This is a genomic window from Rhodococcus baikonurensis (assembly GCF_040489275.1).
GTDB lineage: Bacteria > Actinomycetota > Actinomycetes > Mycobacteriales > Mycobacteriaceae > Rhodococcus_F > Rhodococcus_F baikonurensis.
The window spans coordinates 266,145-287,321 of record NZ_JBEUOQ010000003.1 but is presented as its reverse complement, the minus strand read 5'-3'; the positions used below and the strand labels follow the sequence as shown (position 1 = coordinate 287,321).

Annotated in this window: 21 protein-coding genes and 1 riboswitch; of the genes, 1 reads left to right on the top strand and 20 read right to left on the bottom strand. The window is 63.6% G+C overall.

Annotated features, from left to right (window positions below):
* Nucleotides 1-5: 5 nt before the first annotated feature.
* The 6 genes from ABWI03_RS08975 to ABWI03_RS08950 form a co-directional block, all read right to left on the bottom strand.
* Nucleotides 6-1,205, bottom strand: coding sequence for an acetate kinase (locus tag ABWI03_RS08975; RefSeq protein ID WP_166810628.1), 1,200 nt, complete (start codon nucleotides 1,203-1,205; stop codon nucleotides 6-8).
* Nucleotides 1,202-3,286 carry a phosphate acetyltransferase gene (gene pta, locus ABWI03_RS08970; RefSeq protein WP_042452123.1) on the bottom strand — a complete coding sequence of 695 codons (2,085 nt, stop codon included), beginning with the start codon at nucleotides 3,284-3,286 and terminating at the stop codon, nucleotides 1,202-1,204. The genes ABWI03_RS08975 and pta overlap by 4 nt, the downstream gene beginning before the upstream one ends.
* A 146-nt stretch (nucleotides 3,287-3,432) precedes the next feature.
* Nucleotides 3,433-4,446 carry a glucose-6-phosphate dehydrogenase (coenzyme-F420) gene (fgd, locus tag ABWI03_RS08965; protein ID WP_003944371.1) on the bottom strand — a complete coding sequence of 338 codons (1,014 nt, stop codon included), beginning with the start codon at nucleotides 4,444-4,446 and terminating at the stop codon, nucleotides 3,433-3,435.
* Between the two features lie 95 nt (nucleotides 4,447-4,541).
* Nucleotides 4,542-4,889, bottom strand: coding sequence for a YidH family protein (locus ABWI03_RS08960; RefSeq protein ID WP_298782223.1), 348 nt, complete (start codon nucleotides 4,887-4,889; stop codon nucleotides 4,542-4,544).
* A complete protein-coding gene (locus ABWI03_RS08955) occupies nucleotides 4,886-5,359 on the bottom strand; it encodes an RDD family protein (RefSeq protein ID WP_003944375.1) in 474 nt (157 codons plus the stop codon). Before ABWI03_RS08955 ends, ABWI03_RS08960 begins: the two co-directional genes overlap by 4 nt.
* Nucleotides 5,359-6,093 carry a DUF445 domain-containing protein gene (locus ABWI03_RS08950; protein ID WP_298782221.1) on the bottom strand — a complete coding sequence of 245 codons (735 nt, stop codon included), beginning with the start codon at nucleotides 6,091-6,093 and terminating at the stop codon, nucleotides 5,359-5,361. The genes ABWI03_RS08955 and ABWI03_RS08950 overlap by 1 nt, the downstream gene beginning before the upstream one ends.
* 115 nt (nucleotides 6,094-6,208) lie before the next feature.
* Here ABWI03_RS08950 and ABWI03_RS08945 point away from each other — a divergent pair, with 115 nt between their 5' ends.
* Nucleotides 6,209-7,150, top strand: coding sequence for an alpha/beta hydrolase (locus tag ABWI03_RS08945; RefSeq protein WP_353798843.1), 942 nt, complete (start codon nucleotides 6,209-6,211; stop codon nucleotides 7,148-7,150).
* A 30-nt stretch (nucleotides 7,151-7,180) separates the two neighbouring features.
* On the opposite strand, the gene ABWI03_RS08940 is transcribed toward ABWI03_RS08945, so the two are convergent.
* The 14 genes from ABWI03_RS08940 to ABWI03_RS08875 form a co-directional block, all read right to left on the bottom strand.
* Entirely contained in the window at nucleotides 7,181-7,678 is a 498-nt protein-coding gene (locus tag ABWI03_RS08940) for a nucleoside deaminase (RefSeq protein WP_234036704.1), read from the bottom strand.
* A 27-nt stretch (nucleotides 7,679-7,705) separates the two neighbouring features.
* Nucleotides 7,706-8,848: an LLM class flavin-dependent oxidoreductase gene (locus ABWI03_RS08935; RefSeq protein ID WP_298782217.1), complete on the bottom strand. Its 1,143-nt coding sequence runs from the start codon at nucleotides 8,846-8,848 to the stop codon at nucleotides 7,706-7,708.
* Nucleotides 8,845-9,669, bottom strand: coding sequence for a DUF1684 domain-containing protein (locus ABWI03_RS08930; protein ID WP_296555686.1), 825 nt, complete (start codon nucleotides 9,667-9,669; stop codon nucleotides 8,845-8,847). Before ABWI03_RS08930 ends, ABWI03_RS08935 begins: the two co-directional genes overlap by 4 nt.
* Nucleotides 9,666-11,036 (bottom strand): NtaA/DmoA family FMN-dependent monooxygenase, encoded by a 1,371-nt coding sequence (locus ABWI03_RS08925; protein WP_283376807.1) that lies wholly within the window; start codon nucleotides 11,034-11,036, stop codon nucleotides 9,666-9,668. The genes ABWI03_RS08930 and ABWI03_RS08925 overlap by 4 nt, the downstream gene beginning before the upstream one ends.
* Nucleotides 11,037-11,060: 24 nt before the next feature.
* Complete coding sequence (locus ABWI03_RS08920; RefSeq protein ID WP_283376808.1) at nucleotides 11,061-12,179, bottom strand: LLM class flavin-dependent oxidoreductase; 1,119 nt, start codon at nucleotides 12,177-12,179, stop codon at nucleotides 11,061-11,063.
* On the bottom strand, nucleotides 12,166-13,788 hold the full coding sequence (locus ABWI03_RS08915) for a dipeptide ABC transporter ATP-binding protein (protein ID WP_298782214.1): 1,623 nt from the start codon (nucleotides 13,786-13,788) through the stop codon (nucleotides 12,166-12,168). Before ABWI03_RS08915 ends, ABWI03_RS08920 begins: the two co-directional genes overlap by 14 nt.
* Entirely contained in the window at nucleotides 13,785-14,675 is an 891-nt protein-coding gene (locus ABWI03_RS08910; protein WP_298782212.1) for an ABC transporter permease, read from the bottom strand. Before ABWI03_RS08910 ends, ABWI03_RS08915 begins: the two co-directional genes overlap by 4 nt.
* Entirely contained in the window at nucleotides 14,668-15,666 is a 999-nt protein-coding gene (locus ABWI03_RS08905; RefSeq protein ID WP_095972401.1) for an ABC transporter permease, read from the bottom strand. Before ABWI03_RS08905 ends, ABWI03_RS08910 begins: the two co-directional genes overlap by 8 nt.
* A 2-nt stretch (nucleotides 15,667-15,668) precedes the next feature.
* Complete coding sequence (locus ABWI03_RS08900; protein WP_298782210.1) at nucleotides 15,669-17,309, bottom strand: ABC transporter substrate-binding protein; 1,641 nt, start codon at nucleotides 17,307-17,309, stop codon at nucleotides 15,669-15,671.
* 137 nt (nucleotides 17,310-17,446) lie between these two features.
* A complete protein-coding gene (locus ABWI03_RS08895; protein ID WP_310504006.1) occupies nucleotides 17,447-17,536 on the bottom strand; it encodes a putative leader peptide in 90 nt (29 codons plus the stop codon).
* Nucleotides 17,537-17,544: 8 nt separating this feature from the next.
* A riboswitch (SAM riboswitch) is annotated at nucleotides 17,545-17,639 on the bottom strand.
* 17 nt (nucleotides 17,640-17,656) lie between these two features.
* Complete coding sequence (locus tag ABWI03_RS08890; protein ID WP_298782208.1) at nucleotides 17,657-18,247, bottom strand: GNAT family N-acetyltransferase; 591 nt, start codon at nucleotides 18,245-18,247, stop codon at nucleotides 17,657-17,659.
* 8 nt (nucleotides 18,248-18,255) lie between these two features.
* A complete protein-coding gene (locus tag ABWI03_RS08885; RefSeq protein WP_095972403.1) occupies nucleotides 18,256-19,365 on the bottom strand; it encodes an FAD-dependent oxidoreductase in 1,110 nt (369 codons plus the stop codon).
* Between the two features lie 10 nt (nucleotides 19,366-19,375).
* Entirely contained in the window at nucleotides 19,376-20,347 is a 972-nt protein-coding gene (locus ABWI03_RS08880) for an ABC transporter substrate-binding protein (RefSeq protein ID WP_095972404.1), read from the bottom strand.
* A 34-nt stretch (nucleotides 20,348-20,381) separates the two neighbouring features.
* The gene (locus tag ABWI03_RS08875; protein WP_050655070.1) at nucleotides 20,382-21,167 is read right to left on the bottom strand and encodes an amino acid ABC transporter ATP-binding protein; all 786 of its coding nucleotides are present in this window, start codon (nucleotides 21,165-21,167) and stop codon (nucleotides 20,382-20,384) included.
* Between the last annotated feature and the right edge of the window lie 10 nt (nucleotides 21,168-21,177).

The window sequence follows — 21,177 nt, the reverse complement described above, 5'->3', positions numbered from 1 at the left end:
GAGGTCTACAGCGCGGCCACCAAAGCCTTCGCCGCGCGGGCGATCGCCAACTCCTCGTTGGTGGGGACCACCAGCACCTCGACGTCCGACGTGGATGCGGAGATACGACGCTCGTCGCGGCTCTTCGCCTCGTTGAGAGCCGGGTCGACCTCGATGCCCAGACGGGAGAGGCCGGCCAGACTGTCGCGTCGTACGTCGATGTTGTTCTCCCCGACGCCACCGGTGAAGGTGATGACGTCGACGCCGCCGAGTTGAACGATGAAGGCGCCGATGTACTTACGCAGCATGTGGACGTAAACGTCGTACGCAAGTTGTGCGTCGTCGTCGCCGCCCTCGATCAGTGCGAGCAGAGCACGAAAATCATTGACTCCCGAAAGCCCCTTCAAACCGGAACGACGATTGAGGAGGTCGTCGATCTCGTCGACCTTCATTCCCGAGTTGCGGTTGAGGTGCAAGATGATGCCTGGGTCGATGTCGCCGCTGCGAGTACCCATGACAAGGCCCTCGAGCGGGGTGAGGCCCATCGTGGTGTCGATGGCCTTGCCGCCCTTGATCGCCGAGGCCGAAGCGCCGTTTCCGAGGTGCAGGACTATCTGATTCAGCTCGGCCGGATCTTTGCCGAGGAAGTCCGCGACTCGTCCAGACACGTATTCGTGTGAGGTCCCGTGGAAGCCGTACCGGCGAATCTGGTTGGCCTTGGCCACATCCCGATCTATCGCGTACGTGGACGCTGCGGCAGGCAACGTATGGAAGAACGCCGTGTCGAACACGGCTACGTGCGGAACGTCCGGCAGTTCTTCGCGCGCCACCTCGATACCGATCACGTTGGCCGGATTGTGCAGCGGCGCAAGGTTCGACAGATCCGCGATGGCTTTCACGACGCCGTCGTCGATGAGCGTCGGCGAATAGAAGATGTCGCCGCCGTGCACGACTCGGTGACCGACTGCGATGATTCCTGCCTCGCTCAGCGGCCGTCCGACCTCGGCGACGATGTCGAGCACCATCTTCAGGCCCGCTCGGTGATCGGCGATGGGGAGGCTTCGGTCTTCGACTCCGGTGCGGTGGTTGTAGACGATGTGGCCGTCTGGTTCACCGATGCGCTCGATGAGGCCGTGCGCCACCGATTCCGCTGTATCCGGATGAACGAGTTGAAATTTGATGGATGACGAGCCGGAATTGATGACCAGTACGGTGCCGTCGCTCACGCTTGCGCTCCCTGTGCCTGAATTGCCGTGATAGCCACGGTGTTGACGATGTCCTGGACCAACGCTCCACGCGAGAGGTCGTTGACCGGCTTGTTCAGTCCCTGCAGAACCGGGCCGACGGCGATAGCGCCGGCACTGCGCTGCACTGCCTTGTAGGTGTTGTTGCCGGTGTTCAGATCCGGGAACACGAACACCGTGGCCTTGCCCGCCACCAGAGAATCCGGCATCTTCTTGTCGGCGACACTCTGCTCGACGGCGGCGTCGTACTGGATGGGCCCTTCCACCAACAGGTCCGGTCGGCGCTCGCGCACCAAAGCGGTTGCGGTGCGAACCTTGTCGACGTCGGCTCCACTGCCCGAATCACCGGTGGAGTACGAGAGCATCGCGATGCGCGGATCGATCCCGAACTGCGACGCCGTCTGTGCCGACGAGATGGCGATGTCCGCCAACTGCTCCGACGTCGGGTCCGGGACCACGGCGCAGTCACCGTAGGAGAGCACGCGGTCGGCCAGGCACATCAGAAAGATGCTCGAAACCGTCGAGACGCCGGGGGCTGTCTTGATGATCTCGAACGAGGGCCGGATCGTGTGAGCGGTGGTGTGGGCGGCACCGGAGACCATGCCGTCGGCAATACCCAAGTGCACCATCATCGTTCCGAAGTACGAGATGTCGGCGATCACCTCACGGGCCCGCTCGATGGTCATGCCCTTGTGAGCTCGCAGCGCGGTGTATTCCTGCGCGAAGCGCTCGGTGTACTCGGACTGCGCGGGTGCGAGTACCTGTGCGCCGCTGATGTCGACGCCGAGTTCCGCTGCGCGTCGACGCACACTGGGTTCGTCGCCGAGGATCGTCAGGTCGGCAACCTGGCGCTGCAGCAGTCGGCCGGCCGCGCGCAGGATCCGGTCGTCGTCACCCTCCGGGAGGACGATGTGCTTGCGATCGCGTCGAGCGCGGTCGATCAGCTTGTACTCGAACATCTGTGGGGTCACGACGGACGGGATCGGCAGTGCCAGTCGGTCCATCAGGACGTCGGCGTCGACGCGCTGTTCCATCAAACTCAGCGCGGTGTCGACCTTTCGCTGCGAACCAACTGCCACGCGTCCGCGGGTTTGGGCTGCGGCGCTTGCGGTGTCGAAAGTGCCGAGGGTTGTCGTCAGGATCGGTAGACGCTGTTTCAGACCGGCCATCAACGCCGCGATGGCCGGGTGCGGCGTGATCCCGCCGTTCATGATGATGCCCGCCAGCGACGGAAATCCCTCTGCCTCATGCGCATTGAGCAACGCGAGCAGCACGTCCGAGCGATCGCCCGGTGCGATCACGACCATGCCTTCGACCAGACGCTCGAGGATGTGCTCGGCGGTCATGCCGCCCACCATCACCTTCAGTGCCTCGCGGTGCAGCAGTTCCGGGTCACCCGAATACAACTCGCCGCCGGTGGCCTCCATCAACTCCGCCATCGTGGGCGAGACGAGCAACGGAATCTCCGGCAGGCTCCACGTCGGAACACCGATGTCGGACAGGGCTGCGGTGACCTCGTCGAGCTTGTCGGGATCGCAACGGTTGGCGACGACGGCGAGCAGATGGGCGTGGTTGGCGGCCAACTCGGCGGCGCACAGATGCGCGAGCTGAGCGACCTCCTCGACGCTGCGCCGAGCGCCTCGAACCGCCAACAGAACCGGCGCTCCGAGGTTCACGGCGATGCGGGCGTTGAAGCTCAGTTCGCTGGGGCTTGCGACGTCGGTGTAGTCACTTCCGATGATCACGACGGCGTCGCACTGCTCGGCCACGGTGTGGTACTTCGCGACGATGTCGGCCAGTGCGGCTTCGGGGTCGGCGTGAACCTGCTCGTAGGTGACGCCGAGTGCGTCGGCGTAGGAGAGATCGGCGGTGGTGTGCTCCAGCAGCAGTTCGAGGATGTAGTCGGTTTCCTCGGTCGAGCGGGCGATCGGGCGGAAGACACCGACCCGGGCGACGGTCGCGCACAGCATCTGCAGCACGCCCAGCGCGATGGTGGATTTTCCGGTGTCACCTTCAGGAGAGGCGACGTAGACACTCGACACGGCAGCGGGCGCTTCTGGCATGCCCAACAGCCTAGTGTGGGCCGCCGCCCACCTTGCCACTGATCGTGGTCACGCTCACGCTCGTGCCGACAACCGGCCGCTACGAGAAAGACGAACGGTGCCTGCCACACGTCGAGTGGCAGACACCGTTCAGTTGATCTCGGGAATCAGCCCAGAGCGCGCAGGCGCGGCGCCAGGTCACGCTCGAACAGTTCGAGGAACCGGCGCTGATCATGGCCCGGTGCGTGGAACACCAGGTGATTGAGACCGGCGTCGACGTAGGCCTTGACCTGCTCGACGGCGTCGTCGGGATCGGACGCGACGATCCAGCGCTTGGCCACCTGCTCGATCGGCAGAGCGTCGGCAGCTGCTTCCATTTCGATCGGGTCCTCGATGCTGTGCTTCTGCTCCGGCGTCAGGGACAGCGGAGCCCAGAAGCGCGTGTTCTCGAGTGCGGCCTCCGGGTCGGTGTCGTAGCTGATCTTGATCTCGATCATCTTGTCGATGTCGGCGACGTCGCGCTCGGCCTTCGCAGCGCCCTCGGCTACGGCGGGAAGCAGCTTCTCGGTGTAGAGCTCCATGCCCTTGCCCGAGGTGCAGATGAAGCCGTCGCCGGCCCGTCCCGCGTACCGGGCGACAACGGGTCCACCGGCCGCGATGTACACGGGAATCCCACCCTCGGGAACGTCGTAGATCGAGGCGCCACGAGTGGTGAAGTACTCGCCTTCGAAGTCGACACGATCGCCCAGCCACAGCTCACGCATCAGCCGCACGGACTCACGTAGGCGCGCGAAGCGTTCCTTGAACTCGGGCCATTCGCCCTGGAAGCCGGTCGCGATCTCGTTGAGAGCCTCACCGCTGCCGACGCCGAGCATGATGCGCCCCGGGTAGAGACATCCCATTGTCGCGAACGCCTGAGCGATGACCGCCGGGTTGTAGCGGAACGTCGGCGTCATCACGGACGTACCGATCTGCACGCGCTCGGTGCGCTCACCGACGGCCGTCATCCAGGCGAGCGAGAAGGGCGCGTGTCCACCGTTGTGTCGCCACGGCTGGAAATGGTCGCTCACCGCAACGGAATCCATGCCGTGCTGCTCTGCCAGAACTGCCAGCTCTACCAGTTCGCGAGGGCCGAATTGCTCAGCCGATGCCTTGTATCCGAGCTTGAGTTCCTGCGCCACCGTGCACTCCCTTGTCGTCTGTTTCGTTAACTTCTCTGACGTGCTTCTCGTTCTTTGCAGACTATCCAGACACCGCTCGGACTTCTCTGCCTGTCTCAGCGAGCGAGGCTGGTAACCACCGTTGCCACACCGGCTGCGACGGCAACCCCGGCCAATGCCAGTGCAAACAGCCACAATGCGTGCGGTTCCGGCATCGCCGCTCCGTCCTCGAGCGCCTTCTTCACCTGTAGCCAGCGTCGCATACCCACGAGGGCGGCCGCCGCGGCGAGAGCGATCAGCATCAGACCGAGAGTCGTACGCACCCACCCGGTACTCCATTCCGGCACCAACTGGACGACGGCAATGCCGCCCGCCAGCAAGGCGAGTGAGCTACGCATCCAGGCGAGGAAGGTGCGCTCACTGGCGAGTGTGAAGCGCTCGTCCGGGCGGTTCGGTTCGCTCATGCGTGCTCGCCTCCGTGGGGTGCCACCAGATCCGGGTCCTGACGCCAGTCGTAGACGACCTCGGTGCGCAGAACGATGTCCTGCAACGATCGTCGTCGTCGATCGACCGCCGACCACAGCAATCCGAAGGCGAAGAGCACGCAGAGCACCGCTCGGATGAAGGCCAACGGCCAACGGACCAGCCGGTGACCCGACGTGATCACCCGAAGCCCCATCACGAGGGAGCCGACGGTCCGGCCGGTGGTCGCCCAACAGGCGGTCAGATACGCCACCGAGACACCGAGAAATGCCGTCGTGGACAGGAAGATTCCCGGTTCCGAGAACGTGAAACTCTGCGGCGAGAAGAGCAGTCGAACGAAGGCGAAGCCCACGTACACGGAACCCATCAGGAGCAGGACGACGCCCAGGTCGATCAGTCCGGCGAGTCCACGGGTGACGATGCCGGCCGGGCCGGAACTCTCCTGGGCCACTAGCGTTCGCCTGCGTTCGTCTTCGGATCGGTCTCTGGTGACGGCTTTTCTGGTGACGGCTTTTCTGGTGACGGTGCGTTGTCGCGGCCGAACAGGCGGCCGACGAACCCGGCGACAGCGTCGTCCGCCTGCATGCCCTGCACGCGCGCCCCGTGCACGGCCTCGGTGGAGAGTGAACCGGTCGATTCACGAATCATCTGGGGGAGGTCGACACCCTCGATGACCTGGTCGGCGATCTTGACGAGGTCGATGCGGTTGACCTGGCGTTCGAGGTCGACCGTGTCGACTATGCCGTCGAGGTCGAGGCGGTCGATCACAGCTTTGACGTCGAGGCGGCTTGCGATCTCGTCCACGTCGACCCGGTCGATGATCGGTTCGAGCGAGACCCGTTCGGCAATCTTGTCCACGTCGATGTTCTCGGCGATCTTGTCGATGTCGACGTGATCGACGACGATTTTCGTGATGTCGACTTCGGCCAGAGCAGCGTCGACGACAGCTTTGATCACCGTCCTCAACGTGGAATCGGCAAATTCCGCCGTCGAGCGGATCGCGTCAGTGCCGCGAGTGGTGACCTGGGTGATCGCGTCGTCGAGGGTGCCACCGACTACGGGGATCCGCTGCACCGAATCAAGGGCGAGACCAGCGGTTCTGCGCGCCGCACCGGCCGTGATCGCAGCCAGCCCGAAGGCCAGCCGAATCACGTCGGATTCGGGGTGGTGCGACTGCGATCCCACGCAATTGTCTCCATCTTCTTATACGACTGTTACCCGGACATTCGTCACTCCTCTTCGCATTGTGCCACTGTTGGAAGGCACAAATACGCTGTCCGGCTTGCGCCTGGGGGGAAATATGAAGACACGTCGATTCACGGTTCGGCTGACGATGGCGGTGGCCATGGCCGCCGGCTTTCTCGGCCTCAGCGCGCCGACCGCGAGCGCGGATTCCGTGGTCAGTCGCATCGACGTCTACTCCCCGTCGATGGACCGCTGGATCGCCAACGACGTGATTTCCCCGGCCGGAGGTGGCCCCGCGCCGACCTTCTATCTGTTGACCGGCGTCGGCGGCGGCGAGGACGGAATCTCGTGGTTCAACAACACCGGAGTTCGTGACTTCTTCGACGACAAGCACGTCAACGTGGTCATGCCGGTCGGCGGCAAGTTCAGCATGTACACCGATTGGAACGCCGACGATCCGGTGCTCGGCCGCAACAAATGGCAGACGTACCTCACCAAGGAACTACCGGCGGCGGTCAACGCTCGGTACAACACGACCGGCGTCAACGCTCTGGGCGGTGTGTCGATGGCGGGTGGACCGGTTCTGGACCTCGCGATCCAGTCGCCGGGCACCTACCGCGCCGTCGGCTCGTACAGTGGCTGTCCGCGCGCCGGCGACCCGCTCGGTCAGGCAGCGGTGCGCTCGATGGTCGAGATACTCGGCGGCGGCAACGCAGCCAACATGTGGGGTCCGTGGGGTAGCCCGCAGTGGGCTGCGCACGACCCGCTGATCAACGCCGAGAAACTGCGCGGGACAGCGTTGTTCATCTCCACCGGCAACGGCCTTCCCGGCCCTGTGGACGGAATCAACTCACTGGCCATGGCTGCCGGCGTCGTTCCCGGCGCTGTGCTCGAAGGCATCACCAACATGTGCACCGCCGCTCTGCAAGGTCGATTCGGCCAGCTCGGCATTCCCGCGACGTTCAGCTTCCGACCCGAGGGCACCCACACCTGGGGGCTCTTCGAAGCCGACATGCGTGCGTCGTGGCCGATGATCGCCAGCGCTATCGGGGCGTGAGCTTCACCGCCCTCATCGCAGGCCGTGGCCTCAGGTGAGACTGCGCGCCCAGTCCCGCATACCGGCGGGGCCGGTGCCAGTGGCGTATTCAGCGAACAACCTTCGCGATTCGTCACGGCGAATTCCGCCGAGCACTTCACGCGGCTTACAGAAAAACGGAAGCTCCACGGGCGGCGCCCAAAGCTCCACGAGTTCCTTTGCACCGTCGTTCGGGGATTCGAGAGCGAACCACACCCGGGTCACACCGAGCGTGATCGCCGCACCCATGCACATCAGACATGGTTCGAGATTGACCGCCAAGGTCAATTCTCCTGACGCTCGAGTGAACCCGAGAGCCTCGTCGGCCTGCAAGATCGCTTGAAGGTCCGCATGGACTACCCGTCGGCCTAGTGCCCGTTCTTGCGTATACGCCCGCCCGAGCACACGGTCGTCGTCGAACACGACTGCGCCGATCGGCATCTCCCCGAGCTCCATGCCCTCACGCGCTACGTCAAGAGCAAGCGCAAGCGCATCTCGAGGTGAAAACATCATTCGACACTAATGGACCAGGCGAGCTCATGCTGCGAGTAGTGCGGGTAGTCCCCATTCCTTGGCCAGCAGCTCGTACGAGCGCAGGCGATCCTCGTGCCGATAGGTCACCCCGGTGATCACCAATTCGTCCGCCCCGGTGAGCTTCTGCAATCTCTCGAGCCTGTCGGCGACGGTGGTGGGTGAACCGACGAACTGCGTGATCAGCCGATCCTCCACCACTGCTTTGTCGGCATCGGAAAGTGGGAGCGCCGTCGCCGGATCGGGATACGGTATTGCTCCGTGCCCGCTGCGGATGCTGTGTGTCCAGTGTCCGAACGTCGACGCCAACTCTCTCGCCGTCGCATCGTCTTCCGCAGCAACAACATCCGCGGACACGACCACGTACGGCTCCGAGAGGACGTCCGACGGGCGGAATGCTGCGCGGTATGCCTCGACGGCATCAAGCGTACTCGACGGCGCCACATGATAATTCGCACCGAACGGCAATCCGAGCCGTCCGGCCAGCTCGGCGCTGGGGCCTGCACTGCTTCCGAACACCCACAATTCGACGTCGGCATCCTCGCCGGGACTGGCGTGCAAGTCGATGCCGTCACGGGTGCGGTGAGTGCCGTTCAGGAGTGAAAGTATGTCGTCGACCTGCTGCTCGAAATCGGGCGCCTGCGCTCCCGGAAAGGCCAGCGCCTCGAACGACGCCTGCAAGCGCGGTGACGTGAGGAGCCCGGTGGGATCGAAGGGCGCCGGGATCACGACGCCCTCACGCACGACCGCCTCACGCTTCGATTCTGCCGGGGCAGGCGTTCCGGCAGCGACGGCGCGAAGTGCCTCCACCCGACGCTGTCCGCTGCGCCCGATACCGAGATCGATACGACCCGGGTACAACGCTTCGACGGTACCGAAGGCCTCGACCACCTGAGCTGCCGTGTTGTTGCCCAGCAGCACGGCAGCCGAGCCGACGCGAATGGTGTTGGTCGCGGCCGCAATCAGTCCGACAAGCACGGCCGGTGACGAGCTCGCTACGCCGACGAAGTGGTGTTCGGCGACCCAGTAACGCTTGTATCCCCACGCTTCGGCAGAACGAGCGAGGTCCAACGAGTTCCGCAAGGCCTGGCGGGCCGTTCCGCCCTCACTGATCGGCGAGAGGTCGAGTACGGACAGCGGCGCGCTCACCTCGGTGCGCTTCCGTCGCGGGTATTCGGTGTCTTCTCGCCGGCTTCCACCGCGAACGGCAAACGATTCTCGGCGGGAGCGACGGGGCACGTCGCGTAATCGGTGAAGGCGCAGGGCAGGTTCGACGCCCGGTTGAAATCGAGGACTACCGCGCCACCGGGCTCCGGTGCGCTCACGTGCAGCGAGCGTGCCGCCGGGTAGGTGGACACACCACTGGTCGCATCGGTGAACAGGATGTGAAAGCCGTTGTCCTTGCCCGCGAACGCAATCAGCGTGTGCGTTTCACCTTCGTGTTCGAAGCCGATGGTTCCCCTGGCGTCGTGATGATGCTCGAGGCGCTCGACGACCGCGCCCGTCGTGACCGTGCGAGCCTCCTCGAAAGCAGTGAAGACACCGTCGATGCGCCACTGCGGATTCGGCTCGAAGGTCGGAATGCCACTGAACTGTGCCAATGCCGGGGCCGACGAATCATGAATCCGCAGTGCCACCTCACCGGTGCGGCGGATGACCTCGACCAGCCGTGCACCCTGCTTGACGATCAGTCCCGGCGCACCCTCGATCGGATTCAGAGTGGCTGAACCGTCCACTGCGACACCGTCGATCGAGAGGTCGTCGGCCGGTGTCGCGGTGACGACAACGGCATTCGCGTCGGCGCGCCATGCACCCGGCAGATCCGCGAAGGTGGAATCGGTGTCCACCAGCCAGTGCAACGCAGTCAAGCTCAGCCAGCCGAGTGGTTCACTGAAGGTGGCGTCGCGCGAGGCATGCCAAACATTCCAATCGCCTGTGAAGGTGCTGGTGGACGTGTCGGTAACGGTCATGATGCGCGGACTCCTTCAGCCTGCTCGTGCGGGTGGCGCAGCCCCAGATGGCTGCGCAAGGTGTTTCCTGAGTATTCGGTGCGGAAACTGCCGCGGTCCTGCAGTTCCGGTACGACCGTGTCGATGAACTCGTCGAGGCCACCGGGGGTGAGGTGGGGAACGAGGATGAATCCGTCGCTCGCGTCGCCCTGGACGTAGCTGTCGATCTCGGCAGCCACCTCGGCGGGACTGCCCACGAACTGTTGGCGGGCAGTCACTTCGATGATGAGTTCACGGATGCTGAGGTTTTCGGCCTCCGCCTTCGCACGCCACTGATCGGCAACCGCTCGCGGATCCTTGACGTGCCGGACGCGTCCGCGGGTGATGTTGACGTCGTCCGACGGATCTTCCTTCGGCAAGGGGCCGTCGGCGTCGTACTGCGAAAGGTCTCTGCCCCACACCTGTTCGAGAAAAGCGATGGCAGTCTGGGGCCCGACCTGCTGCCGACGAATGTGATACGCCTTCTCCTGTGCGTCCGCGGCGTTGTCACCGAGGACGAAGGTGGCAGCGGGGAGAATCTTGAGGTCTGCGTGCGTGCGTCCGTACTTGGCCAAGCGTCCCTTCACGTCGGCGTAGAAGGCCTTGCCTGCTTCGAGCGTTCCGTGTCCGGTGAAGATGGCGTCCGCCTTGGCCGCGCCGAACTCGCGTCCTTCGTCGGAGTCTCCTGCCTGCAACAGAACTGGGTGCCCCTGTGGACTCCGAGGAACCTCGAATCGTCCGGCGATGTCGAACTGCTTACCGGAGTGTTGGAACTGACCGACCTGCTGGTCGGTGGCAAAAATACCGCGCTCACGATCGATGATCGGACGATCGATGCTCCAACTGTCCCACAGCGTCCGCACTGCGTCGACCAACTCGTTGGCTCGTGCATACCGCTCGGCATGCTCCAGATACCCACCGCGGCGGAAGTTCTCGCCGGTGAATGCATCCGAGGAGGTCACCAGATTCCAGGCGGCGCGGCCGTCGGAGAGATGATCGAGCGTCGAGAACTGCTTGGCCAACTCGTACGGCTCGTTGAACGTGGTGTTGATCGTCCCGGCCAGGCCGAGATGCGTTGTCACTCCGGCAACCGCGTTGAGAATACTGAAAGTGTCGGGGCGACCGACCACGTCGAGGTCGTGAATCTTGCCCTGATGCTCGCGTAGGCGCAAACCCTCTGCGAGGAAGAAGAAGTCGAACAATCCGCGTTCGGCACTGCGTGCGAGATGCTCGAAGGAGCTGAACTCGATCTGGCTCTTGGACGCCGGATCGGTCCACACCGTGGTGTTGTTCACGCCGGGGAAGTGAGCGCCCAGATGAACTTGCTTGCGAATCCTGTTCTGTGTCATCGGTGTTCCTGTTCTTTTCTCGCGCTACGCGAACTGATTGACGGGCAACTCGAAGCCCAACCGCTCGCGCAGCGTGGGGGCGATACTCGGTCGCGGATTGAGAGTTCGCACCACGTCCGTCGCAATCTTTTCCACTGCGGCGGCCAGTGCCAGCGGGCGCAGAACTACTCCGTCGATCCCGGCAAGCCCACCGATCTCGCGCAGCAGAACAGTCAAACCCGCGCTGTCACCGCGATAGAACAGCGAGTGTGGGGTGTACGGCGCTCCCGCCCATTCCTCGAGTTCGGCCAAGGCGTCGTCGGCCGCTCCGCGGTCGGCGCCGAGAAGAACGTCGACATCGAGGAGAACCCTGACGCTTCGCCCGAGGGCAGCGGCACTCGAATGGACCAGCTTGGCCGTGGCTTTCGCCTCACCGAGGTCGGTTGCCGAGATCCGAATCAGATCTCCGCGCGCAACAGCGAGGTCGCGAGCCTCCGGTCGACTGGCGTCGACGGCGATCAGTGGCTGCCCCTGCGGGGAGCGCGGTGTGATGGACGGACCCTTGACGGAAAAGTTCTTTCCCTCGAAATCGATGTAGTGCAGCTTGTCGCGATCGATGAATCGTCCGCTCGCCGCGTCACGTATCTCGGCGTCGTCCTCCCAGCTGTCCCACAGCCGGCTGACCACCTCGATCGCCTCGGAGGCTTCTTCCCACGCGGACTCCGGAGCCTGCACCGCCTTCCGGCCGAACAATGCTGCCTGCTCGGCGGTGTCGGACACCGCGACCTGCCAGCCGGCCCGCCCCGCGGAGGAGTAGTCGATACTCGCGACGGCCTTGGAGATGTGGAACGGTTCGGTGTGTGTGACCGTCGCCGTGGGGATCAGGCCGATACGCGAGGTCACAGCACTGAGCCGCGCTGCAGTCGCCACAGCCTCCAACCTGCCCCGCACGGCGTGCCGGCCCTCGGATTGCAGTCCGAAAGAATCCGGGAGGAATGCCAGGTCTACGCCACCCCGATCCGCGGCGGTCACCAGGTCCACCCAGTACGACGGCGTGAACAGATCTTCGGCGCGTGAGTCCTCGCGCCGCCAGGAATACGGATGAGCGCCGGTGCCCTCGAATTCGAGGCCGACCAGGAATGCTCCGGAACTACGCTCGGACATGTTCGGCCTTTCGTGTCGAATGATCCCGCCCGGGGATCGCGTCGAGAAGTGTGCGGGTGTACTCGTTTCGGGGATTGTCGAAAATCTCGGTGGTAGTGCCGATTTCGAGCAATCTCCCGGCCTGCATGACGCCGACGACGTCGCTGATCTGGCGAACTACCGCCAGATCGTGGGAGATGAAGAGATAGGTCAGGCCCAGTTCTCGCTGCAACTCGTCGAGTAGAGCCAGAATCTGCGCTTGCACCGAGACGTCGAGAGCGGATACCGGTTCGTCGAGAACGAGCAGGTCCGGCTTCAGCGCGAGCGCGCGGGCGATCGCCACCCGTTGACGCTGACCGCCCGAGAGTTCGGCAGGCTTGCGACTGAGGAACTGATCGGGAAGTGCAACCTGATCGAGCAACTCTGCTGCACGAGTCTGCTGCTGGCTGCCTCCACCAACCTTGAAGGCCCGCAGCGGCTCCGCCACGATGTCCTGGACGGACAATTTCGGGTCGAGCGATGCATAAGGGTTCTGGTACACGAGCTGGATCTTTCGACGTAGCTCGCGCAAGTCGCTGCCCTTGACCTTCGTGATGTCGTGGCCGTCGAAGGAGATGGTGCCGGCATCCGGCTGTTCCAATCGCACGGCGATGCGCGCCGTGGTCGACTTGCCCGAGCCCGACTCCCCCACCAGCGAGACGGTCTGTCCCCGCGGAACAGTCAGCGACACTTCGTTCACCGCGGTGATCGAACTCCCGCGTCCGACGTTGAACCGCTTGGTGATTCCGGTCAACGTCAACAGCGGGCTCGTGTCCTGGCGGACCGGGCGATCGACCGGTCCCGAGGACAGGCTCGGAGCCGAGTTGAGAAGTTTCTTCGTGTACTCGTGTCGCGGGTTGTCCAGAATATCTGCGGTACGGCCGGATTCGACGATTCTGCCGCCCTGCATGACCAGGATCCGGTCCGCACGATCTGCGGCCACGCCCAGGTCGTGCGTGATCAGGAGCACGGCGGCACCGGATTCGGCAATCCGCTCGTCGAGATGGTCGAGAATGCGTCGTTGAACCGTGACGTCGAGAGCACTGGTCGGCTCGTCGGCGATGATGAGGGCCGGGTTCGCGACAAGCGCGATGCCGATCAGAACTCGTTGCCGCATACCGCCGGACAGCTCGTGTGGGTACTGGCGTGCTCGGATCTCCGGTCGGTCGATACCCGCGCGCTCGAGCACCTCGACGGCGTCCAACCGCGCTTTGCGACGGTCGGCGAGGCCGTGGATCCGCAGGACTTCGGCAACCTGGTCGCCGATCCGCGTCACCGGGTTGAGCGAAGTCGTCGGATCCTGCGGCACCAAACCGACACGCGCGCCGCGGATTCGCTGCCACGCACGGTCGGAGTACGAGTCGATTCGTTCGCCTTCGAACTCGACGGTCCCGCCGATGACGTGACCGCTGCCGGCGAGCAGACCCAATATCGCGTGGGCCGTGGTCGACTTACCCGAACCCGATTCCCCGACCACCGCAACGACTTCACCACGGCCGACGGTGAAGCTCACGCCGGATACCGCGGGCTCGTTGCCGTAGGAGATCTGTAGGTCGGTGACGGAAAGCAACTGATCCTCGGTCGTGCTCATCGTCGGTTGTTCCTTTCGATCTCGTGGCCGATTCGGTGTGCCGAGATGACCACGGCGACAATCGCGAGACCGGGAAGTGTTGTCATCCACCAGGCATTGGCGAGGAAATTGCGTCCCTCGGATACCAGCGATCCCCATTCGGGGGTAGGTGGAACGGCGCCGAATCCCAAGAAGCTCAGTGCCGACACGGCAAGCACAGCCTGCCCGAACTCGACTGCGGACAGCGCGACCACGGGCGCGTAGGAGTTGGGCAGCACATGCCGACGCAGGACACCGAGCCACTGCACACCCGAGCTGAACGCGGCCTCGACGTACTGAGCGCCGCGCACCCGCATCACTTCGGCACGCATCACTCGTGCAAAGTTCGCGACCATGCTGACACCGACCGCGATGGCGACGTTGATGGTGCCGAACCCGAGTGCGGTGACAAGGGCCAACGAGAGCAGCAGTGCCGGAATGGACAGCAGCACGTCGACGATGCGCATCAGCACGGCGTCGACGACGCCACCGACAAAGCCCGCGAGCAATCCGATTATCGATCCCGCCACCAATGCGATTCCCACCGCGACCAAGGTCGCGGTCAGGGACAGCGCGGCACCGTGCACGAACCGCGTGTAGAGGTCACGTCCGAGATTGTCGGTTCCGAACCAGTGAGCCAGGCTGGGGCCCTGCAGTTTGTCGGCAGGGACACCGGACAGCGGATCGCCACTGGCGAAGAATCCGGGTGCGACGGCAAAGCCGATGGCAAGCAACACGATCAGCACCGGAATCACCAGACCAGGCTTGCGGATCCAACCGATGGCAGTGGACCTTCGGCGTGAAACCATTGGCTCCTTCGCCTCGACGCTCGAATCGAGGAGTAGGGGTTCGATCAATGTGTCAGACATGGGCCGGCTCCAGATCGGTCGAGCTTTCGATATTCGACTTTTCGGTGTGACTCTTCTTCGTCTGGATGATCCGTGGATCTATCAAGGGGTAGAAGAGGTCGACCGCGAGGTTGACGAGCACGAACACGAGAGAGGCGAACACGACGACTCCCTGCACCACCGGGATGTCCTGCGCCATCACCGACGTCTGAGTCAGACGCCCGACGCCCGCGCGGGAGAACACCGTTTCCACGACCACCGAGCCGGCCAGCAGCGTGCCGACCAGCACTCCGGCGATGGTGAATGCCGGAATACTCGCCAGTCGCAACGCGTGACGGGTCTGCACACGCCACCGGCTTGCGCCCTTGGCGTACGCAGTCTCCACGTGCGGCGAACGTAGCGTCGACTGCAGGCTGGTCGTGAGCACCTGCGCGATCACCGCGCCGGTCGGGATCGCCAAGGTGATCGCCGGAAGAATCACCGTTGCGAAACCTTTGTCGCCGAATGCCGGGAAGATGTGTAGACGGAACGAGAAGAGCTGCAGGAGAATCAAGCCCACCCAGAAAGTAGGCACCGCCACACCCAGCGGCGGCAGCGAGAACAACAGGTTCGCGAGCCACCGCTTGCGGGTGTAGGTAGCGAAGAATGCAATCGCCACTCCGAACAACACGGCCAGAACCAAAGCGGTGGTTGCCAGCACCAGAGTGCTGGGCAGCGCCGAGAAGATGGCGTCCGTCACCGACTGGCCGGTGGAGATGGACGTACCGAAATCACCGCGAAGAGCGTTTGTCAGCGATGTCCAGTACTGCACCCACACCGACTGGTCCAAGCCGTACCGTGCCCGAAGCTGATCGAGGGCAGCCTGATCCACTGCAACACCCTGACCGGACGAGTCGGCAGCCATGCTGACCGGATCGCTCGGCAAGAGGAACAGAATCACGAACGAGATGGTGAAGGCGGCCCACAGAACCACTGCGGCCTGGCCCAGTCGGGTGAGTACGTATCGAGTCATGATTACTTACCCGACAACCATGCGTCGTAGAACTGCAGTCGTGAGGAGGCTTCGAAGTTCAGGTCCTGCACACTCGATCCGGCGCCGATAGCCTGCGAGAGCTCGATGGTCGGAATGGAGAGTCCACGGTCGAGGATCAATTCCTGTGCGGTGGATACCAGTTCACCGCGTTGGCCGTTGTCCGTGGCTGCAAGCTGGTCTGTGAGTACCTTGTCGAGCTCCGGATCTGCTCCGCGGCGGTTCAGGTTGCGACCCTCGGTGCTGAACGATGCCCGCAGGATGTCGGCATCCGCGCGAGTGCTGTTGTAGTACAGCGAATCGTAATCACCCGACACCCCCTTCTCGGTCCATTCACCGTTCGAGACCAGGTTGAGCTGCAAGTCGACGCCGACCTTCTTGAGCTGCTGCTGTACGAGCTCGAGGATTGCCTGGTTACCCGAGAACACCGGACTGAAGGTGACGCTGAAAGTGAGCTTCTGCCCGTCCTTCTCGCGGATACCGTCGCTGCCGGTCTTCCAACCGGTCGCGTCGAGGAGCTTCGCCGACTTGTCGGCGTCGTACGTCACGACACTGGATTCGTCGCTGTAGAGCGGAGTGGTGTGAGCCAACGGGCTCGTGGCCGGGAAGAACGACGGATCCAGAACGGTATCGACGAGTTCTTGGCGGTTGATCGCGGGGATGATGGCCTGGCGAACAGCCTGATCGGCGAGAACGCCGCGACTGACGTTGGGCTGGAAGAAGAAGCTCACACCCGGGTTCGGCCTTGTGAGGATTCGTCCACCGGCGCCCTCGATCTGCGGCGCATCCTGTGGAAGCGCATCGCTGACCGCATCGAGCTGGCCGGAGGCCACGCTGCCTGCCCGCACACCGGATTCGGGGACCACCGTGAAGTCGACGCCGTCGAGGTAGGCCTCGCCCTGATGCGCGACCGCGTCCGACGCCCAGTTGTATCCCGCACGCTTGGCGATCTTGACGCTCTTGTCCTGCTGCCAGTCGGTGTAGACGAACGGGCCGGACGCGATCACCGCTGCACCGGGGCAACGCTGCTCGGAAGCCAGCGCGGTGGTGGAATCTGCGAGGATCCCGAGCTGCGGCGTCGAAGTTGCTTGCAGGAACTGAACATTGGGTCCGGAGAAATTGATCTTCGCCGTGTGGGCATCTACGACGTCGGTACCGGTGTACGCGGACAGGTAACTCTTCGCCAACGACGCGTTCGGTCCGAGATTCTTGACCGAGTCGAAGGTCTTCTTCACCGAATCCGCCGTCACCGGGGTGCCGTCGCTGAAGGTGGCGTCGTCGCGAAGAACGAACGTGAAGCTCGCGGCGTCGGGGCTGATCTCCCAACTCTTGGCGAGCCACGGGGTGATCTCTCCGGTGTCGGGATTTTGATCGGTCAGCGAATCCACCACGGTCCGAGTGACATACACGGTCTGGTTACTGCCGGCCTGGGCCGGATCGGCGCAGGTCGGCGCCTGTGACAGTCCGTAGCGAAGGGTTCCGCCGGACTGCGCGGGACCCGCGTCGGCCGCGCTGTCACTTCCGTTGCTGCTGCAACCGGCGAGGACGGTGCCGAGAACCGTGACAGCACCGATACCGGCGATGACGGTCGCGCGTTTACGGGCACCGAATGAGGGCGAAGACACCAAGAACTCCTAAAGAGGCATGCCGAAGAGCGCACCCGCCGCCTGAGACGAAAAAGGCGATCGAGCACGAATCACTTGTGAGAGAGAAGAAAACAGACTTGTCGACGACTCGCCTGAGTGTGAATGACTGACCGAGGTCAGTTGGTACAGAAAGATCCCGCGGTGCGGCACAGGTCTACGTGACGACGCGACCAGGCGGTATCGAAACCGCCTTCGACTGCCTTCATTTCGTGTTCCTCCATCGGTCCTGGCGGTAGCACCCGCACCCGATCACTCGGGGGGTTGCTGCGACTTCAATGAGCCAGGTCTCTCGGTCGCTCTGGATGGTCGTTCGCAAGTGTACGAGGTCAAACCCGGGTGTTGTCAACCCGGTCGGTAGGAATTGCTGCTCGAGTCACATTTTCGAGCACCCGAAGCTGCTTCTCGAACGGGTGGACGCCCACTTCTTCGGGCGAGAGCGAAGCGTCGTAAAGCGGTGTGTATCCACTGGACAGATACAGCGCGACGGCCTCCGGTTGCCGAGGACCCGTCGTGAGGAACACCCGGCCGTATCCGCGAAGCTCGATCTCTCGTTCCAACTCACGAACGACGGCCTTGCCTAGGCCACGCTTCCGATAGTCGACCGACGTCCAGATTCTCTTCAGTTCCGCAGTGGTGGAATCGAATTGACGAAACGCACCGCCGGCGATCGGCCGGCCGTCGTGGGTGAGCACCAACAGCGCTCCCTGTGGGTATGCAAATTCTTCTGCCGGATACGTCGTGAGATCCTCGAGCATCGCTTCGCGAGTCCCGCCGTAACGCGAACTGTATTCGAGGGCCAACTCCGCGATCAGTGGAGCTGCCAAGGGGTCGTCCTGCGAGACCGAGTAGACCTCTACCGCGCCGATACCCGCGAGCTGCCGAGTCCCGAGCTCCAGTGCCACAACACTTTCCTCCATGAATCTGGTCAACGCTCCCCCAGCCGAAAAACTTCCGGAGCGAGAGTGGTTCCGTCGACAAGGTCCGATACGAGTTCACCCAAGGCCGGACCGAATTTGAATCCATGCCCCGAGAATCCCGCTGCCACCGTGACGGCGCCGACTCGGTCGACGACGAAGTTACTGTCAGGTGTGCTCGTGTACAGGCACGTGATCGATTCCACCCGGGTGGAATCGACGCCGGGCAACCACGACTCGGCGTACTCCACCAATCGTTGCTCTCCGGCTGAGTCAGGGGTGTAGTCGCGGGTCTGCGGAGTCACCACCGGCCCGGTCGCGTGTTCACCGATCTTGATGCCGTCCTCGGAACCGAGTCCGTAGATCCCCGCAGTCTCCAACTGCGCACCGGTGTGGTGAACGAAACTCGGCCACTCGACTCCGGGATCGAGCGGTGCGAAGTGCGCCGGTTGTTCCTGTGTCGTGCGTAGCGTCGGCAGCACGATCTCGGAACCGAGACCGCTGTCTGCGATCAGGTCCTCAGTCCACGCACCAGCGGCGATCACGACCTGACGAGCTGCGAGTGTTCCGCCGTCCGTCACCACGTCCACGCCGTACGACGCACGTGCAAGCGCCAACACCCGAACGTCGTGACGGACCTCGGCACCGGCGAACACCGCTCCCGCTTTCAGCGCGGTCACGGCTCGGTCCGCGTGCAACCGGCCCGCATCGGGGTGATGGAGCACGGTGGTGTCGAATCGCAGCCCCGGCCAGCGGGCGGACGCCTCGGCAGGAGTGAGAATCTCGCCCTTGATACCCGCCTCGAGAAGTATCTGCGCCTTGGACTGCACTGCCTGCGGCAGACCGTGATCGACGGCACCGGTCAGTTCCAGGAACCCGATGTCCGTGGTGGCCTCCAACTCCCGCCACAACGGCAGAGCGTCGGCCGCCAACCCTGTGTACAGGTGATTGTCGTACGCCTGACGGTAGATGCGCGACGTACCGTGCGACGCACCGTGCTTGTGCCCCGGCCCGAACTGTTCCAACTGAACGACGCTACGTCCGCGCGCCGCGAGCCGCCATGCGGCGGAGGACCCGACGAGTCCTCCGCCGATGACGATCACATCGAGAATCTCACTCATGGACGAGAGCTCACTTGGTCTTCGGAAGACCGGGCGGGTTGATCAGGGACGTGTCGACGGCTTCATTCGTGATGTTCCAGCGCTCGAGGATCTGCTGGTACGTGCCGTTCTCGATCGTGTGGTTGATCGCGTCGTTGATTGCCTTGATCAGGCCGTTGTCCTTCTTCACCAGCACGGCGATCTGCCCCTGCAGAGTGTCGCCTGCACCGGAGAACTCACCGACAACTTCGGTTTCACCCGACTGCTTGGCGTGGAACTGCGACGACGGGTTCGGTCCGAAGTAGGCGTCGATCCGGCCGGACTGCAGGGGCAGGTAGTAGTCGGTGGTGTTCTGGTAGTAGGAGATGTCGGTGGGCGCCAGGCCGGCCGCGACGTTTTGCTCACTCCACTTGACCAGCAGCGCTTCCTGATTGGTGCCGGAACCTACCGCGATCTTCTTGCCTGCGACATCCTTGGGTTCCTTGATGGAGATCCCGGAGCCCTTCTTGGCTTCGAAAGCGAGGGTGTCGAGTCGGTAGGTGGCGAAGTCGTACTTCTCCTTACGCTCTTCTGTGACAGTCACATTGGAGAGGAAGGCGTCGGCCTCGCCGGAGTCGATGCGGACGAAGTTCTGTGCCCAGTCTGCGGTCTGCAGGTCGACCTTCAAGCCGAGAACGTCACCGATCAGGTAGGCGAAATCGGTCTCGGAGCCGATGAGGGTGGTGTCGTCGTCGGCGTAGAAGCGAAGCGGCGGAGCGGCACCGGCACTACCGGTGACTCGCAGTGTGCCGCGGTCGCGGATCGCCTGAGGAACCTCGGCGGCGATGGAATCCACCTTGTCGGTGGTGATGCGATTCTGGTCGGCTGTGAGGTTGTAACCCGCAGCGGCAGTGACCTGTCCACCGTCCGACTCGGCGTCCGCACTGCTGCACGCGGCGCTGAGCAGTCCGACTGTGGCGATAGCCGAAATCAGGAAGGTCGCGCGACGGGATGGGGAGAACATCAATTTTTCCTTTCGGGAATGTGTCTAGGTCGCGTCAGAGGACGCGGGAGAGAAAAGCCTTGGTCCGTTCGTGGACCGGGTTGTCGATCACCTGTGAAGGTGGGCCCTGTTCGACGATGACGCCGCCGTCCATGAAGACCGCGGTGTCCGCCACTTCCCGAGCAAATCCGACCTCGTGCGTGACGATCACCAAGGTGGCGCCGTCACGAGCCAGCTGAGCCAGGACTTCGAGAACCTCGCCCACCAGTTCCGGGTCGAGCGCCGACGTCGGCTCGTCGAAGAGAATGACCGCCGGCCTCAGTGCCAAAGCTCGCGCAATCGCCACGCGCTGTTGCTGACCACCGGAGAGTTGACGGGGATACTCGTCTGCCTTGTCCCCCACCCCCACTCGCTCTAGCAGTGCGCGGGCCTCGCGGTACACCTCGTCACGATCACGCTTCTGGGCCGAGAGCGGCGCCTCCACCACGTTTTCCAGCGCAGTCAGGTGTGGAAACAGGTTGAAGTTCTGGAACACGAATCCGATGTGTGAACGCTGCTTCAGGATCTCGCGGTCACGCAGTTCGTGAAGCCGATTTCCCTTGCGCCGGTATCCGATCAGTTCTCCGTCGATCCGTACGGTCCCGCGGTCGACCTTCTCGAGGTGATTGAGGGTGCGCAGCAAAGTGGACTTGCCGGAACCTGACGGACCGAGAATGACGGTCACCTCGCCCTTGCGGACCAGGAGATCGACACCGGCAAGTACTTCCAGCGCGCCGAACGACTTGTGGATGCCGCGCGCTTCGACGGCGTACACCGTCTCTTCAGCCAGCTCTGCGGTCATCGGGTCGCAC